Raw genomic sequence first — 15474 nt, 5'->3', positions numbered from 1 at the left:
TCGTGGCATACCAATTCAGATTTCAAAAGCTGCTGGAATTAAAAGAAAATGAAAAAGACCAAACATTGACTGAATACAGACAATCGGTTTCTGAATTTGAGACAGTGGCTGAAAAACTATATGAAAATATGAGCAAAAAAGAATTGCTCGAAAAAGACAAAGAATCAAAGCTGAAATGCGGGATGAGCGTTCAGGAAATGAGACATTATCAGCACTTCGTTTCCAATCTTGAGAACACCATCTATCATTATCAAAAGCTTGTCATCATGAAACGAAATGAAATGAATGAGAAGCAGGAACAGCTCACCGAAAAAAACATTGAAGTAAAGAAATTTGAAAAAATGCGGGAAAAACAATTTAATATGTTCGCACTTGAAAACAAAGCTGCAGAGATGAGGGAAATGGACGACATTTCAATCAAGCAGTTTATGATTCAGGGGCATTAGGAGCGAATGAAATGGCCGATAAAGAAAAGAGATCTGGAAAGTTCGGTTCAATCCTGCTTTTTATCATGATCCCGCTGATTTTTCTGATCATCGTCGCAAGCATCATCCTTTGGGCTGCCGGCGTTGATGTGATGAAGCCGATTCAGGAAACAGCCGCTAAAACGCCTGTTTTAAAAGAATTGGTTCCCGAAACGAAAGAAATGAAAAGCGCGGCGGAAAAGCAGAAGGAAGACAGAACGGCTTCTCTTGAAAAGACCATAAAGGAACAAAAAAGTGAAATTAACATTTTGAATAAAGATTTAGACACAAGCAAGTCCGAAATCGATGATCTGAATCAGAAAATCCGTTCACTGAAACAGGAAGCTGAACAGCAGCAGAAAACGAAGACGGATGAAATGAAAAAAGACGCTTCGGAATCAGCCGGAAAAGATAAAATGATCAACATCTATAAAAGTATGGACAGCGGTAAAGCGGCAAGCATTATCGTAAAGCTGAAAGAAAAAGAAGCCCTCGATATTTTAAACGGATTAAGTAAAAAGCAGCTTGCTGAAATCTTGACGAAAATGACTCCTGAACAAGCGGCTAAATATACAGAAAAACTATCCGCTGACGGAAATAAGGAGTGATGTAAGTTGAAGCTGCTTGAATTAACTGGTAATCGTACGCAGACTGCGCAAAACAGCAATGTGAAGATGAATGTGAACAGCTTAGGTCTATTTCAGAACTGGCTCCTGTCGGAAATCACTTCTCCCCGGCAGCCCGGAGATGAAACAAAAACAAGTGACGCAGAGCTGAATGATGCTCTATCGAAAATCGGTGATTGGCTGAAAGCCGGCCCGGAAGATAAAGAATTGCAGCTAAAACAGCTGCTTGAGGCGGTAAAAGCTCTTGAAGGAAAGCAGACGGCTGAAACAGCTCTTCCTTTATTGAAACAGCTTGCCGAATCTGTTGAAGACATGTTAGCGGGCAAACAGCATGGGGCGAAGCCTGAAACGGATGAGCCGGATTCTTCCGCAAAAGACGGGGATTCCGTCAAGGATGCGCTTGAGAAGGGTCTGCTTTTCATTCAAGAAGCCGTATCCCAGCTCTTCACATCTCAGCAGGAACTGCCTGACAGCGCGAAGGCAAAGGCGGTTTACCAGGAAGGCGCCCGTTTATTAGAGGCATTGAAAAAACAAGGCGTTCCGGACCGCGTGATTCAAGACCTGCGGCAGACATTTTTTCCGAAAAACGAATCTGCATCTAAACTTTACTCCATGACAGCCGCTGAGCTGAAGAGCTTTCAAAGCGTCGCGGAGCAGCTTGCGGGCCTTTCTCAAAAGGGAACAAAGGAATGGGATATGGCTGAAACTGAGCTGAAAGCTTTTGTGTTATCTCAATCATCTGAATCATCCCAAGAGTCAGCCGGGAAAACAGAACAGCAAAACGGCGGCACGGTTTCTCACGCAAAGGCGCCTGACAGCAAATTGTCTGCACATATCCTGTTTTCGGGAACGAGAAGCCTTGCCGGCATTCAGCAAACGCCCGCAGGAGCTGAACAGCAGCCGGCAGAAAATAAACCGTTAACGGATCAGGTCATCAGCGGCTGGAAACAGATGAAATACACGCCTTTCGGGAAAACAACCGGAAGCTTTACGATTCGTCTTAATCCCGAGAACCTCGGATTTGTCACAATTAAGGTGACAAACGAAAACGGGATGTTTCAAAGCAAAATAATTGCATCCAGCCAGTCCGCGAAAGAGCTGCTGGAACAGCATCTTCCTCAGCTGAAACAGTCGCTTCCGAATATGTCGGTCCAAGTCGACCGTTTTACAGTCCCGCTTCAAAGCGGGGATCAGCAGCCTGTTTACGGGCAGACGGCCGATCACAATAAACAGCAGCATCAGGGACAGAGAGAGCAGAAGAACCAGCAGCAGTCAGGCGATTTCGGAGATATGCTGGAGGAGCTTTCTCTCAATGAAATGGAGGAAGAATAGTTGACATCAGTAAACTCGGATTATGCCGCGGCGGGCGCTTCAACCACTTCAAGCGCGAAGAGCACCTCCGCAGTAAACAGCAGCACGAATTTAGGGAAAGACGAATTTCTGAAGATCTTAATGACACAGGTTCAAAACCAGGACCCGCTCAATCCGATTGATGACAAAGAATTCATCAGCCAGATGGCGACATTTTCTTCATTGGAGCAAATGATGAATATGAATACGACGATGACTAAATTTGTAGAAAATCAAGATCCGTTTACGATGTATGTGAACTGGATCGGTAAAAATGTCACATTCAGCGACAGCGACGGGAAGGATCAGACAAGCCCAGTCAATTCAGTCAAGCATTCAAACGGCAATTACGTGCTCGTGCTTGAAAATGGCAAAGAGGTCAGTCCGTGGAATGTCACGGCCGTCAGCGAAACATCTAAATAAAAAGAAACCCAGGGGGAATTTAACATGTTACGTTCATTATATTCCGGTATCAGCGGCATGAAAAACTTTCAGACAAAACTAGATGTAATCGGCAATAACATCGCCAACGTCAACACAGTAGGATTTAAGAAAAGCCGCGTTACATTTAAAGATATGATCAGCCAGACAGTCGCCGGCGGTTCAAACGTGACCAATTCAAAACAAATCGGCTTAGGTGCCGCGACTTCTTCCATTGATGTCGTTCATTCAACCGGCGCCCCGCAGGCTACACAGAATAAAACCGACCTAGCCATTGACGGAGACGGCTACTTTCAGATTAATACAGGCGCGGGAATTGTTTACACACGTGCGGGGAATTTCGGAAAGGACAATCAAGGGAACCTTGTTACGACTGACGGGTACTACCTTGAAAAAATCGGCGGCGGCAAAATCAATATTCCGACTGATGCGAAAGATTACAGCATCGGTGCAGACGGAACGGTTACATACACTGATGCAGGGGATGAGGTTCATGATGCCGGACAAATCGGTCTGGTCACGTTCCCTAACAGCGCCGGTCTGGAAAAAATCGGAGGCAACCTTTACAGAGAATCATTAAGTTCAGGAGCTGCGAGCGCAGTCACCACTCCGGGCGAAAACGGAACGGGTAAGCTTTTGGCAGGCTATCTTGAAATGTCAAACGTAGATCTGACAGATGAATTTACCGAAATGATCGTTGCTCAGCGCGGTTTCCAATCAAATTCAAAAATCATTACGACTTCAGATGAAATCCTTCAGGAGCTGGTTAATCTGAAACGGTAAGGAGGGAGGAGAGGCGGTTAGGCCGCTTCTCCGGATTGCATGATTCAAGTCACCCGTTTAAACGGCCAGCCTTTTACGCTGAACGCGCTGTTTATCGAACAGATTGAGTGCTTCCCCGACACGACGATTACACTGTCCAACGGCAAAAAGTTCGTAGTGAAAGAACCGGAAGAAGCAGTTCTCAAAAAAGTCATATCGTTTTACCATAGCATACAAATATTTTCACTGGATCAGGGAATAGAGGAAGAAGAATGAAGAAAAAATTAGTCATCATTTTGCTGATTATTTTAATTGTCATCGCCGGCCTCGGAACGGCAGCATATTTTGTCGTCAGCGGAAATTCCGGCAAAGACAAAAAGCCGACAATTGACGAAGTCGTTGCAGCCACTGTGTCTGTCGACGATATTACGACAAACTTAAAGTCTGACAGCATCATCCGTATCGGCATCAAGCTTGAAACCGACTCGGCTAAAGCGAAGGAAGAACTTGAAAAACGCGATTTTCAGGTGAAAGACAACATCATTTCCATTTTAGCCGACACAAGCGCCGGAGAGATTGAGGGAGATAAAGGAAGAGAAGCGTTTAAACAATCATTAAAAGAGAAAGTAAACAGCTATCTCCAAGAAGGAAAAGTTCAGAAAGTATACATTACCTCCTTTAATCTGCAATAAAAACAAATTTGACAGAATACGGAGGTGAAGAAAATGTCAGGAGAAGTTCTCTCCCAAAATGAAATAGACGCACTGCTTTCCGCCATTTCCACGGGTGAGGCGGATGCGGAAGAGCTGAAAAAAGAAGTTAAAGAGAAAAAAGTAAAGGTATATGATTTTAAACGGGCTCTCAGATTCTCGAAAGATCAGATACGCAGTTTAACCCGGATACATGATAACTTTGCGAGGCTTCTCACAACACACTTTTCCGCCAAGCTCAGAACGTATATTCATATATCCGTCAGCTCAGTTGACCAGGTGCCGTATGAAGAATTTATCCGTTCCATACCGAACATGACGATTTTAAATTTATTCGATGTTCATCCGATGGAAGGCAGAATCATGATGGAGGTTAATCCCACCATCGCATACGCAATGCTTGACCGCGTCATGGGAGGCATCGGCATCACTCATAACAAAGCTGACAGCCTTACGGAAATTGAAACGAATATTATTTCTAACTTATTTGAAAATGCACTGGGCAACTACAAAGAAGCTTGGCAATCGATTGCTGATATTGACCCTGAAATGACTGAATTTGAAGTGAATCCTCAGTTTGTACAGATGGTTTCCCCAAATGAAACAGTCGTTGTCATTTCTCTCAATACACAGATAGGTGAAATCAGCGGTGTCATTAATCTTTGTATTCCCCATGTCGTACTTGAGCCGATTATCCCTAAGCTTTCCGTACATTATTGGATGCAATCAGACCGGAATGAAGCGAAGCCCGAAGAAACGAAGTTGCTTGAAAAGCGCATCATGACGGCTCAAATTCCCGTTGTGGCTCTCTTGGGCGCTTCTGAACTGACAATAGAAGAATTTTTAAGTTTGGAAGTCGGGGACTGTATAACTCTGGACAAATCAGTGACTGATCCTCTTACTGTATTGGTCGGAAACAAACCGAAGTTTTTAGGGCAGGCCGGCCGGGTGAATCGAAGACAGGCAGTGCAAATTTTAGATCACGACATAAGAGGTGAACAAGATGAACAATAGATTATCTCAAGATGAAATCGATGCTCTTCTTAACGGCACAAACAGTCACTCAGAGGATACAGAACAGCCTCAAGGGGCGAACTTGTCTGAACTTGAGCGCGATGCGATCGGAGAAATCGGGAATATTTCGTTCGGCAGCTCGGCTACGGCGCTGTCCACTCTTTTAAATCAAAAAGTGGACATTACGACGCCGAGTGTGACCGTCATTTCAAAAAGCAAAATCAGTGATGAATTTCCTCATCCGTATGTTGCCATTGAAGTGAACTACACAGAAGGCTTTGACGGCAGCAATTTGCTCGTCGTCGAACAAAGCGACGCGGCCATCATCGCGGATTTGATGATCGGAGGGGACGGCCGGGGCGCCGATCCGTCACTCGGTGAAATCCACCTGAGCGCCGTGCAGGAAGCAATGAATCAAATGATGGGCTCGGCTGCTACGTCAATGTCGACCGTGTTCAGTAAAAAGATTGACATTTCTCCGCCAAGGGTTGAACTTCTGGATGTGACGGAAGAAAAAGGGACCGACAGAATACCTGAGGATGACCTGCTCGTAAAAGTGTCATTCCGTCTGAAAGTCGGCGAATTAATCGATTCGAGCATCATGCAGCTTTATCCGATTACGTTTGCGAAAGATCTGATCGCAGACCTGATGACTGCAGACCAGCATGAGTCAGAGGCCGCAGAAACCGTATCAGAACCTCAGCAAACATACGAAACGCCGCAGCCGGAACCTGCCATGCAGCCGGAGCCGCAGGCAAAACCCGAGCTTCCGAAGAGACAGGGAACCGCAAAAAAAGCTGCTCCTGTTCAAGTCGCTCCGGTAGAATTCCAGGCGTTTGATCATAACGAAGCGGCGCAAGGATCAAGGAATAACCTTGATATGCTGATGGATATTCCGCTTTCCGTTACGGTTGAGCTCGGCAGAACGAAGAGAAGCGTCAAAGAAATCCTTGAACTTTCTGCGGGAAGCATTATTGAGCTTGACAAGCTGGCTGGTGAACCTGTTGACATCCTGGTCAACCAGCGGATCGTGGCAAAGGGCGAGGTCGTTGTCATAGAAGAAAACTTCGGCGTGAGAGTCACTGATATTTTAAGTCAGGCAGACCGCCTTAACAATTTAAAATAAGCGAACATAGAGGAGAGAAACAGATTATGGCACACAGAATTTTAATTGTAGACGATGCAGCATTTATGAGAATGATGATCAAGGATATTTTAGTGAAGAACGGTTTTGACGTTGTAGCTGAAGCTTCAGACGGAGCGCAGGCAATCGAAAAATTCAAAGAACATTCCCCCGACCTTGTGACAATGGATATTACAATGCCTGAAATGGACGGGATTACAGCTTTAAAGGAAATTAAACAAATCGATCCGCAGGCGAAAATCATCATGTGTTCGGCTATGGGCCAGCAGTCAATGGTTATTGACGCGATTCAAGCCGGCGCAAAAGACTTTATCGTGAAACCGTTCCAAGCGGACCGCGTGCTTGAAGCTATTAATAAAACATTAAGCTAAAGGGTGTACGACTGTTGAAAAAGAGTCATGGTTTACTAGCTTTGATTTGTTGTTTCGTTTTACTCAATGTACATCCGTTCCCTGCTTTTGCGGCGGAGTCTGACAATTCCACCGTCAAGGAATGGTTTGACAAACAATCAACAAACAAAACAGAGAAAAAAAGCGATACATCGAAACAAACGGCTGATCAAGAGATAGGGGATGCTTCTGCATCTTCTGTCTCCGCTTTTGATTTTGTAAAGATGATTGGGGCGTTATTATTCGTCATTCTGCTGATCTATGGATTTGTCAAACTGATGAATAGAAGAAACCGTCTGCTGAAGCCGTTTCAATATGTAGAAAATATCGGCGGAACGTCAGTCGGCCAAAACCGTTCCGTGCAGCTGATTAAAGTGGGAAACAGCGTTCTCGTAGTCGGTGTGGGCGAAACGATACAGCTTTTAAAAGAAATTGAAGATGAAAAAGAGCGCGAGGCGATTCTGAGCCAATACGAAGAGTCGATGTCTTCAAAAGTGGAATGGACCAAGCTCGTAAATCCGCGTAAGGATGGAGAAAAAAAGCCGCAAACGATGCTTCCGTCGTTTTCGAAAGCGCTGAAAGAACAGCTGAACGAGCTGAAACAAAGCCGTTCTGAAGGAAAGAAGAAAGGCCCTTATCATCATGAATGAATTTATTAATCTTTTTAATTCAAACAGTCCGACCGAAGTCAGCTCCACTGTTAAATTACTGCTGCTTTTGACTGTCTTTTCAGTGGCGCCGGGGATTCTGATTTTGATGACCTGCTTTACGAGAATCGTCATCGTCCTGTCTTTTGTAAGAACCTCACTGGCGACGCAGAACATGCCTCCCAACCAGGTTTTAATCGGCCTTGCGCTGTTCTTGACGTTTTTTATTATGGCGCCGACTTTTTCAGAGATTAATAAGGAAGCCTTAACGCCGCTGATGGACAATAAAATCAGTCTCGATGAAGCATATACAAAAGCCGAGAAGCCGATTAAAGAGTATATGAGCAAGCATACAAGGCAGAAGGATTTGGCGCTGTTTATGAACTATGCCAAAATGAAAAAACCTGAATCGATTCAGGATATTCCATTGACGACGATGGTGCCCGCTTATGCGATATCAGAACTCAAAACCGCTTTTCAAATGGGCTTTATGATTTTTATTCCGTTTTTAATTATCGATATGGTCGTGGCGAGCGTCTTAATGTCAATGGGAATGATGATGCTACCGCCGGTTATGATCTCTCTGCCCTTTAAAATATTGCTTTTCGTTTTGGTCGATGGATGGTATTTAATCGTGAAATCTTTGCTTGACAGCTTTTAGGGTAGGTGCTAATTGTGAGTTCAGAATTTGTAATTTCCATGGCGGAAAAAGCCGTATATGTAACACTAATGATCAGCGGGCCGCTGCTTGCGATCGCGCTGATCGTCGGTTTGCTCGTCAGTATCTTTCAAGCGACAACTCAAATCCAGGAACAGACGCTTGCGTTCATTCCGAAAATCGTGGCGGTGATGCTCGGACTGATCTTTTTCGGTCCTTGGATGCTATCGACGATTCTTTCGTTCACAACTGATCTGTTCTCTCATCTGAACCGATTTGCAGGGTAGAATCAAATGAATTCCATCATTGATTTATTTCCCGCTTTTTTATTGGTCTTTATCAGAATCTCTGCTTTTTTTGTAACGGTGCCGGTGTTCGGACATCGGAATCTGCCGGCGGTTCACAGAATCGGCTTTGCTTTTTTTCTTTCGGTGATCTGCTTCAGCACGCTGAAACATGCGCCGGAAATAGAAATAGGGGAACAGTATATGCTGCTTGTCATAAAAGAGGCCGTTGTGGGCTTGAGCCTCGGGCTGATTGCTTTCATGATGATGACAGCCATTCAGATAGCGGGTTCCTTTATTGATTTTCAGATGGGCTTTTCCATCGCCAATGTCATTGATCCGCAATCAGGAACGCAAAGCCCGCTGATCGGACAATTCGTTTATACGCTGGCGCTGTTATTTATGCTCAGCGTAAACGCCCATTATCTTTTATTGGACGGGATTTATTACAGCTTTCAGTATATCCCGCTTGATCAGGCATTTCCGTCGTTTGGAAATGATCACTTTGGACTTTTTATCGCAAAAAGCTTCAATGCCATGTTTATTATCGCTTTTCAAATGTCTGCGCCGGTTGTGGCCAGTCTGTTTTTAGTTGATTTGGCGCTCGGTATTGTGGCGAGAACGGTGCCGCAGCTGAATGTTTTCGTTGTCGGGCTTCCTCTGAAAATAGCCGTGAGCTTTATTATGCTGATCGTTTGTATGTCGGTGATGTTTGTCGTTGTCCGCAACATCTTCAGCCTTACCGTTGAAACCATGCGGAATCTATTGGCATTGGTCGGTGTGACATGATGAGACTCAGACTGAATCTGCAATTCTTTGCCGGTGAAAAAACGGAGAAAGCCACTCCGAAAAAACGGAAGGATACAAGAAAGAAAGGACAGGTCGCGAAAAGTACGGATGTGAATACAGCCGTTTCTTTACTGATTATCTTTCTTTCGCTGATCGCGCTCGGTCCTTATATGCGGGACAGGCTGCTGTCCTTTATTAAAACGTTTTATACGAAATCGATATCATTACATCTGTCAGCATCTGCCGTGCATGAACTGTTCGTGGATACGGTGAAAGATATCAGCCTCATCCTCGCGCCGATTATGCTGGTCGCGCTTGTGGCAGGTGTCGTGAGCAATTACATGCAGGTGGGTTTTCTGTTTTCTGCGGAAGTCCTCAAGCCTGACTTGAATAAGCTCAGCCCGCTGAAAGGATTTAAGCGGATTTACAGCATGAGGGCGATTGTTGAACTGGTCAAATCCATTTTGAAGATTACCGTGGTCGGTTTTGCCGCCTTTATGGTGCTCTGGCTTCATTATGGCGATATTCTCCGCCTTCCGCTTTTAACGCCTGCGGAAGTGCTCACTTTCGTTTCTAAGCTCACGCTTTGGATGGGGCTTGCGGGATCAGGGGCTTTAATGCTGCTGGCCGGGCTTGATTATTTATATCAGCGTTTTGACTATGAGAAAAATATCAGAATGTCAAAGCAGGATATAAAAGATGAATACAAAAAATCGGAGGGTGATCCGATTATCAAGTCCAAAATTAAGCAGAAGCAGCGGGAAATGGCGATGAGGCGGATGATGCAGGAAGTGCCGAAAGCGGATGTCATCATTACCAACCCGACCCATTATGCGATAGCTTTAAAATATGATGAAAAGAAAATGGACGCCCCTTACATTGTTGCCAAAGGGGTCGACCATCTCGCATTAAAAATCAGGCAGATCGCCAAAGAACACGATGTCATGACGATTGAAAACAGGCCGCTCGCGCGTGCGTTATATGATCAGGTTGACATTGATCAGGCCGTGCCGGAAGAGTTTTTCAAAGTCATTGCGGAAATTTTGGCTTATGTATATAAAACGAAACAAAAAGTATAGTGAATTTCAGATTCAAAAGGAGAGAAAAACAGCATGTCAACAAGAGATTTATCGGTTTTAATAAGTGTTGTCCTCATTGTGGCAATGCTGGTGATTCCATTCCCTCCATGGTTGTTAAGTATTTTGATCATCATTAATATCTCTCTTGCGTTGATCGTGCTTCTCACCACAATGAATATGCAAGAACCGCTGCAATTCTCGATATTCCCGTCATTGCTGCTGTTATTGACGCTGTTTCGGCTTGCGCTCAATGTGTCGACGACACGTTCGATTCTTTCTCACGGAGAAGGGGGAAAGGTTGTTGAGACATTTGGGAATTTCGTTGTCGGCGGAAATGTGCTGGTAGGGCTTGTTGTCTTCATTATCTTGATTATTATTCAGTTTATCGTCATTACAAAAGGCGCTGAGCGGGTATCGGAAGTGGCGGCGAGATTTACGCTCGATGCGATGCCCGGAAAGCAAATGAGTATTGACGCGGATTTAAATGCCGGCATGATTACGGAACATGATGCAAAGCACAGACGTGAAAAAGTCGGCCGGGAAGCGGATTTTTACGGCGCCATGGACGGTGCGAGTAAATTCGTCAAAGGGGATGCCATCGCGGGTATCATCATCGTGATGATCAATATTATTTTCGGAATCGTAATCGGTATGCTGCAGCAGGGGATGAGCATACAAGAAGCCGCTTCTCACTTTACAATGCTGACGGTCGGAGACGGTATCGTTTCTCAAATGCCGGCCTTGCTCATTTCAACGGCCACGGGGATTGTCGTAACGAGAGCGGCATCTGAAGGAAACCTCGGTCATGATATTACAGGCCAGCTGTTTGCTTATCCGAAGCTCTTATATGTAGCCGCGGGAACTGTACTTTTGCTCGGTCTTCTTACACCGATCGGCATTCTGCTGACGGGGCCGATCGCCGGTCTGCTTGCATTCGGCGCTTATACGCTGTCCAAAACGGATAAGCCGAGCGAAGAAGAGGAAGAAATTCTTGAAGAAGAGGCTCAGGCGGATGAACTGAAAAGCCCGGAAAGCGTTGTGCAGCTTTTACATATTGATCCGATTGAATTTGAGTTCGGATACGGACTCGTGCCGCTTGCAGACGCGGGGCAGGGCGGTGATCTTCTTGACCGCATCGTCATGATCAGACGTCAGCTTGCGCTTGAATTGGGACTTGTTATTCCGGTTGTGCGCATCAGGGATAACATCGCGCTCCAGCCGAATGAATACAGATTGAAAATTAAAGGCAATGAAGTCGCTAAAGGAGAGCTCCTGCTGGATCATTACTTAGCGATGTCACCGACGCCTGAAGATGACGTCATTGAAGGAATTGAAACGATTGAACCGTCGTTCGGACTTCCCGCAAAATGGATCAGCGAAGCTGCAAAAGATGAAGCGGACATGCTGGGGTATACAGTTGTTGATCCGGCGTCAGTCGTATCTACGCATATTACAGAAAAAATTAAGCAGCATGCCCATGAACTGGTCGGCAGACAGGAAACAAAGCAGCTGATCGATCATCTGAAGGAAAATTATCCTGTGCTTGTTGAGGAAGTCACGCCAAACCCTCTTTCTGTCGGCGATATTCAAAAGGTGCTTGCCAAATTGCTGAGAGAAAAAGTTTCAATCAGAAACTTGGTGACCATTTTTGAAACTCTTGCCGATTACGGGAGATTAACGACAGATTCAGATCTTTTGACAGAATACGCGAGACAGTCGCTTGCCAAACAAATCACGGCACAATATGCGAGAGAGCATGAAACGCTGAAGGTCATCACATGCTCAGGCCGGGTGGAAAAAGCGATTGCAGACGGGGTTCAGCAGACTGAACAGGGCAATTACCTGTCACTCGACCCTGAGGTTTCAGACAGCATCATCCGTTCTGTCGCTAAAGAAGCCGAGCAGCTTTCCATCCGTCAGGAGTCGGCGATTCTTCTTTGCTCGCCTGCTGTCAGAATGTATGTAAAACAGCTGTTAGAACGGTATTTCCCTGATCTTCCGGTTCTTTCTTATAATGAGCTGGAAGCAAATGTTGAAGTACAGAGCATTGGAGTGGTGGATATTTAATGAAAATAAAAAAATTTACAGCCGCTTCAATGCAGGATGCCGCGAAGCAAATCAAAAAGGAACTCGGCAATGATGCCGTTATTTTACATTCCAAACAAGTAAAGAAACGAAAATGGCTGGGGCTGCGGTCGCAGCAGGCCGTCGAAGTGATAGCGGTTTTAGATCGTGACGTCAGGGAAGCGAGAAAAACGCCGCCGGCTGCCGCTGAAGAAATGAAAAAGACGGAAACGGCGGAGAAAGCTGAGCCTGTTCAGCCGCCGCGTCTTCCGGATCAAAGCATTTCCGGCGAACTGGCGCATTTTAAAGAAGTGCTCCCTGAAACATTAAAAAAAGCCGAGAGACTATTGAAGCAAGCCGGGCTTCCTGATCATACGCAAAACGCCGTACTCAGTGAATTGCTCCGTTCTTCAATTGTTACCGGAGATTTAACTGAAGAAAATGTCAGCTCAAAACTGCAGGATTTGTTAGTGAAAAAACTCCCTTCGGCAGACAGGTGGCAGGAAGGGATTCAATCAAAATACGTCGTGCTTTTCGGTTCAACCGGGGCAGGAAAAACGACTACACTTGCGAAACTCGCGGCCTCATCAATGCTGACAGAGCATAAAAAAATTGCCTTTATGACGACGGATACTTACCGGATTGCCGCGGTCGAGCAGCTGAAGACATATGCGGAGCTGCTTCAGGCTCCTCTTGAAGTATGCTATTCAAAGGAAGAATGTCTGAAGGCACTGGAAAAATTCGCTGAATATGACCACGTTTTCATTGATACAGCCGGTAGAAACTTTAAAGAAGAGCAGTATATTACGGAATTACAAGAGATGATTCCGTTTGAATCAGGCTTACAATCCTTTCTCGTATTATCGGCATCTGCAAAATATGAAGATATGAAACAGGTGCTTAAACAGTTTTCAGGTGTGCCGGTCAATCAATTCATTTTCACGAAAACGGATGAAACCGCCTCACTCGGCTCCGTGTTTCAAGTGCTGTCGGAATCAAGAATCGGCGCCGCCTATTTAACAAATGGACAGGATGTGCCTGAAGACATCCTATCTGCTTCACCAAAAGAGTTTGTAAGGATGCTTTTGACATGAAACCCGATCAGGCAGAGTCATTAAGAAGGAAAATGAGAGAGCGGCAAATGATCAAGCCGGAGCTTTATGAGAAAAAAGCGAAGACATTAGCCGTCATCAGCGGTAAAGGCGGCGTCGGAAAATCTAATTTAACATTAAACATGGCAGTTGCCCTGCAGGAAAAAGGAAAAAAAGCACTCATCATTGATCTTGACATCGGAATGGGCAACATTGATGTGCTGATCGGCGCTGCTTCTTCCCGCACCATTATTGATGTGATGGAGAATCGGCACGCGTTGGCGCAATCACTTTCCTCCGGTCCGAAAGGCCTTCGCTACATATCCGGCGGAACGGGGCTTGAGGCGATCTATCAAGCAGACAGAGAGAAGTGGACGGCTTTTATGAATGGTCTTTCCGCTGTATTAAGCGATTTTGATTACGTTCTGTTTGATATGGGAGCGGGACTTTCAAAAGAACAGCTGCCGTTTATTTTATCGGCGGAAGACATTCTCGCTGTGACAACGCCTGAGCCGACGGCCATTATGGATGCCTACAGCGCGATCAAACATCTTTTGCTCGCGGATGAACGGCTGACCGTAAACATTGCCGTCAATCGCGCCTGCGCCCAAAAACAGGCGCTGGACACGTACAACCGCCTTTCTCATGCGATTCACACGTTTTTAGGCGCAGGGGTGCGTTTCGCCGGCTCCATACCCGATGACCCGCTAGTAAGTCAAGCCGTCATTGACCAGGTGCCTTTTTTAATAAAAAGTCCTCAAGCAAAAGCCAGCAGGTCCGTCCGTCTTCTGACGGATGTCTTGTTTCAAACGGAAGAAAACAAACCAAGAGAAGAGAAACCGGCATTTATTGAGAGATTATCTTCTTTTTTATTGAGGAGGACTTTACAGTGATTCGTGTGCTTGTCGTTGATGACTCAGCTTTTATGAGAAAAATGATTACCGATTTTCTGGCTGCGGAAGTGCAGATAGAAGTCATCGGGACAGCCAGAAACGGGGAAGAGGCGCTGAAGAAAATAGAGCTTCTTAAACCGGATGTTGTCACGCTTGATATTGAAATGCCGGTCATGAACGGAACGGATACATTGCGGAAGATCATCAGCATATATAAACTTCCCGTAATCATGGTATCGAGCCAGACACAGCAAGGGAAGGACCGAACGATCAACTGTCTGGAAATGGGCGCTTTTGATTTTATCACCAAGCCTTCCGGAGCGATTTCACTTGATCTTTATAAAATTAAAGAGCAGCTGATTGAGAGGGTGATTGCAGCCGGGCTGTCCCGTGCACAAAAACCTGAGGCGGCAGTGAAAGAGTCTTCTATCCCGGAACGTCCGGCTTTGGCGGGATTTGAAAGACCGAAAGCAAAATCCGCCAAGCAGGCCGTATTCATCGCGACCTCTACTGGCGGACCGCGGGCTCTGCAAAAGGTGATTCCGAAACTGCCGAAGGATTTAAAGGCGCCTGTATTTGTTATTCAGCACATGCCTGAAGGCTTCACCGCTTCACTTGCAGACAGACTCAACCATTTGTCAGATATTCAGGTCAAAGAAGCGGAAAACGGTGAAGAAGCGAAAGACGGATGGGTGTACATCGCGCCCGGCGGAAAAAATATGACGGTTGCAGAGGAAGGCGGAAGGCTCCGCATCATTCTTGACGTTCATGATACGGAAAGCCGGCATAAACCGTCAGCCGATTATTTGTTTCGGTCGGCAAGCCGCTTATCCGATTACGAAAAGGTGGCCGTCATTATGACAGGCATGGGCAGCGACGGAACCGAGGGTGTAAAAGAAATGCTCAGAACAGGCGGCGTTAAAACGATTGCGGAATCGGACGAATCCTGTGTTGTGTTCGGAATGCCGAAGTCAGCGATAAAGGCGGGCCTCATTCATGAGATTAAACATGTGGAAGATATCGCGGCATCCATCACCGGATGTGTGAAAAAAGAGAGGGTGTGAATCAA

19 protein-coding genes are annotated in these 15474 nt (G+C 45.7%); all 19 read left to right on the top strand.

Features of this window, described 5'->3' with window-relative positions; genetic code table 11:
• Window positions 1-2: 2 nt before the first annotated feature.
• The 19 genes from fliJ to OTK50_RS01175 are packed head-to-tail and all read left to right on the top strand — an operon-like array spanning window position 3 to window position 15469.
• A complete protein-coding gene (fliJ, locus tag OTK50_RS01265) occupies window positions 3-446 on the top strand; it encodes a flagellar export protein FliJ (protein ID WP_105937726.1) in 444 nt (147 codons plus the stop codon).
• 11 nt (window positions 447-457) lie between these two features.
• Window positions 458-1072, top strand: a complete 615-nt coding sequence (locus OTK50_RS01260) for a MotE family protein (protein ID WP_038458016.1) — start codon at window positions 458-460, stop codon at window positions 1070-1072.
• A 6-nt stretch (window positions 1073-1078) separates the two neighbouring features.
• Entirely contained in the window at window positions 1079-2422 is a 1344-nt protein-coding gene (locus tag OTK50_RS01255; protein ID WP_038458018.1) for a flagellar hook-length control protein FliK, read from the top strand.
• Complete coding sequence (flgD, locus tag OTK50_RS01250) at window positions 2423-2863, top strand: flagellar hook assembly protein FlgD (protein ID WP_038458020.1); 441 nt, start codon at window positions 2423-2425, stop codon at window positions 2861-2863.
• A gap of 24 nt (window positions 2864-2887) precedes the next feature.
• Entirely contained in the window at window positions 2888-3664 is a 777-nt protein-coding gene (gene flgG / locus OTK50_RS01245) for a flagellar basal body rod protein FlgG (RefSeq protein ID WP_007409783.1), read from the top strand.
• Between the two features lie 39 nt (window positions 3665-3703).
• A complete protein-coding gene (locus OTK50_RS01240) occupies window positions 3704-3919 on the top strand; it encodes a flagellar FlbD family protein (protein WP_003154243.1) in 216 nt (71 codons plus the stop codon).
• Window positions 3916-4335 carry a flagellar basal body-associated protein FliL gene (gene fliL / locus OTK50_RS01235; protein ID WP_014417773.1) on the top strand — a complete coding sequence of 140 codons (420 nt, stop codon included), beginning with the start codon at window positions 3916-3918 and terminating at the stop codon, window positions 4333-4335. Before OTK50_RS01240 ends, fliL begins: the two co-directional genes overlap by 4 nt.
• Before the next feature lie 33 nt (window positions 4336-4368).
• Complete coding sequence (fliM, locus tag OTK50_RS01230; protein WP_003154240.1) at window positions 4369-5367, top strand: flagellar motor switch protein FliM; 999 nt, start codon at window positions 4369-4371, stop codon at window positions 5365-5367.
• A complete protein-coding gene (fliY, locus tag OTK50_RS01225; RefSeq protein ID WP_224224260.1) occupies window positions 5357-6493 on the top strand; it encodes a flagellar motor switch phosphatase FliY in 1137 nt (378 codons plus the stop codon). Before fliM ends, fliY begins: the two co-directional genes overlap by 11 nt.
• Window positions 6494-6519: 26 nt before the next feature.
• On the top strand, window positions 6520-6882 hold the full coding sequence (locus tag OTK50_RS01220; protein ID WP_224224261.1) for a response regulator: 363 nt from the start codon (window positions 6520-6522) through the stop codon (window positions 6880-6882).
• A gap of 14 nt (window positions 6883-6896) precedes the next feature.
• The gene (fliZ, locus tag OTK50_RS01215; RefSeq protein ID WP_224224262.1) at window positions 6897-7550 is read left to right on the top strand and encodes a flagella biosynthesis regulatory protein FliZ; all 654 of its coding nucleotides are present in this window, start codon (window positions 6897-6899) and stop codon (window positions 7548-7550) included.
• On the top strand, window positions 7543-8208 hold the full coding sequence (gene fliP, locus OTK50_RS01210) for a flagellar type III secretion system pore protein FliP (protein WP_012117556.1): 666 nt from the start codon (window positions 7543-7545) through the stop codon (window positions 8206-8208). Before fliZ ends, fliP begins: the two co-directional genes overlap by 8 nt.
• A 14-nt stretch (window positions 8209-8222) precedes the next feature.
• Window positions 8223-8492, top strand: coding sequence for a flagellar biosynthesis protein FliQ (gene fliQ / locus OTK50_RS01205; RefSeq protein WP_003154234.1), 270 nt, complete (start codon window positions 8223-8225; stop codon window positions 8490-8492).
• Window positions 8493-8498: 6 nt separating this feature from the next.
• Window positions 8499-9278 carry a flagellar biosynthetic protein FliR gene (gene fliR / locus OTK50_RS01200; RefSeq protein ID WP_017417780.1) on the top strand — a complete coding sequence of 260 codons (780 nt, stop codon included), beginning with the start codon at window positions 8499-8501 and terminating at the stop codon, window positions 9276-9278.
• Entirely contained in the window at window positions 9278-10357 is a 1080-nt protein-coding gene (gene flhB, locus OTK50_RS01195) for a flagellar biosynthesis protein FlhB (protein WP_007409787.1), read from the top strand. Before fliR ends, flhB begins: the two co-directional genes overlap by 1 nt.
• A gap of 33 nt (window positions 10358-10390) precedes the next feature.
• Entirely contained in the window at window positions 10391-12424 is a 2034-nt protein-coding gene (flhA, locus tag OTK50_RS01190; RefSeq protein WP_082998014.1) for a flagellar biosynthesis protein FlhA, read from the top strand.
• Window positions 12424-13515, top strand: a complete 1092-nt coding sequence (flhF, locus tag OTK50_RS01185) for a flagellar biosynthesis protein FlhF (protein ID WP_224224263.1) — start codon at window positions 12424-12426, stop codon at window positions 13513-13515. The genes flhA and flhF overlap by 1 nt, the downstream gene beginning before the upstream one ends.
• Window positions 13512-14405: a MinD/ParA family protein gene (locus OTK50_RS01180; protein ID WP_224224264.1), complete on the top strand. Its 894-nt coding sequence runs from the start codon at window positions 13512-13514 to the stop codon at window positions 14403-14405. The genes flhF and OTK50_RS01180 overlap by 4 nt, the downstream gene beginning before the upstream one ends.
• Window positions 14402-15469, top strand: a complete 1068-nt coding sequence (locus OTK50_RS01175) for a protein-glutamate methylesterase/protein-glutamine glutaminase (protein ID WP_224224265.1) — start codon at window positions 14402-14404, stop codon at window positions 15467-15469. The genes OTK50_RS01180 and OTK50_RS01175 overlap by 4 nt, the downstream gene beginning before the upstream one ends.
• Window positions 15470-15474 lie beyond the last annotated feature (5 nt).

This window comes from Bacillus sp. NEAU-CP5, from assembly GCF_026420705.1.
GTDB classification, from domain to species: Bacteria; Bacillota; Bacilli; order Bacillales; family Bacillaceae; genus Bacillus; species Bacillus velezensis.
This window is presented reverse-complemented; position numbering and strand designations above follow the sequence as displayed.

Excerpts from the sequence above, each read along its gene's own strand:
- OTK50_RS01260 (WP_038458016.1), top strand. The coding sequence starts at position 458 with ATGGCCGATAAAGAAAAGAGATCTGGAAAGTTCGGTTCAATCCTGCTT.
- flgG (WP_007409783.1), top strand. The coding sequence starts at position 2,888 with ATGTTACGTTCATTATATTCCGGTATCAGCGGCATGAAAAACTTTCAG.
- OTK50_RS01240 (WP_003154243.1), top strand. The coding sequence starts at position 3,704 with ATGATTCAAGTCACCCGTTTAAACGGCCAGCCTTTTACGCTGAACGCG.
- fliL (WP_014417773.1), top strand. The coding sequence starts at position 3,916 with ATGAAGAAAAAATTAGTCATCATTTTGCTGATTATTTTAATTGTCATC.
- fliM (WP_003154240.1), top strand. The coding sequence starts at position 4,369 with ATGTCAGGAGAAGTTCTCTCCCAAAATGAAATAGACGCACTGCTTTCC.
- fliY (WP_224224260.1), top strand. The coding sequence starts at position 5,357 with ATGAACAATAGATTATCTCAAGATGAAATCGATGCTCTTCTTAACGGC.
- OTK50_RS01220 (WP_224224261.1), top strand. The coding sequence starts at position 6,520 with ATGGCACACAGAATTTTAATTGTAGACGATGCAGCATTTATGAGAATG.
- fliP (WP_012117556.1), top strand. The coding sequence starts at position 7,543 with ATGAATGAATTTATTAATCTTTTTAATTCAAACAGTCCGACCGAAGTC.
- fliR (WP_017417780.1), top strand. The coding sequence starts at position 8,499 with ATGAATTCCATCATTGATTTATTTCCCGCTTTTTTATTGGTCTTTATC.
- flhB (WP_007409787.1), top strand. The coding sequence starts at position 9,278 with ATGAGACTCAGACTGAATCTGCAATTCTTTGCCGGTGAAAAAACGGAG.
- flhA (WP_082998014.1), top strand. The coding sequence starts at position 10,391 with ATGTCAACAAGAGATTTATCGGTTTTAATAAGTGTTGTCCTCATTGTG.
- flhF (WP_224224263.1), top strand. The coding sequence starts at position 12,424 with ATGAAAATAAAAAAATTTACAGCCGCTTCAATGCAGGATGCCGCGAAG.
- OTK50_RS01180 (WP_224224264.1), top strand. The coding sequence starts at position 13,512 with ATGAAACCCGATCAGGCAGAGTCATTAAGAAGGAAAATGAGAGAGCGG.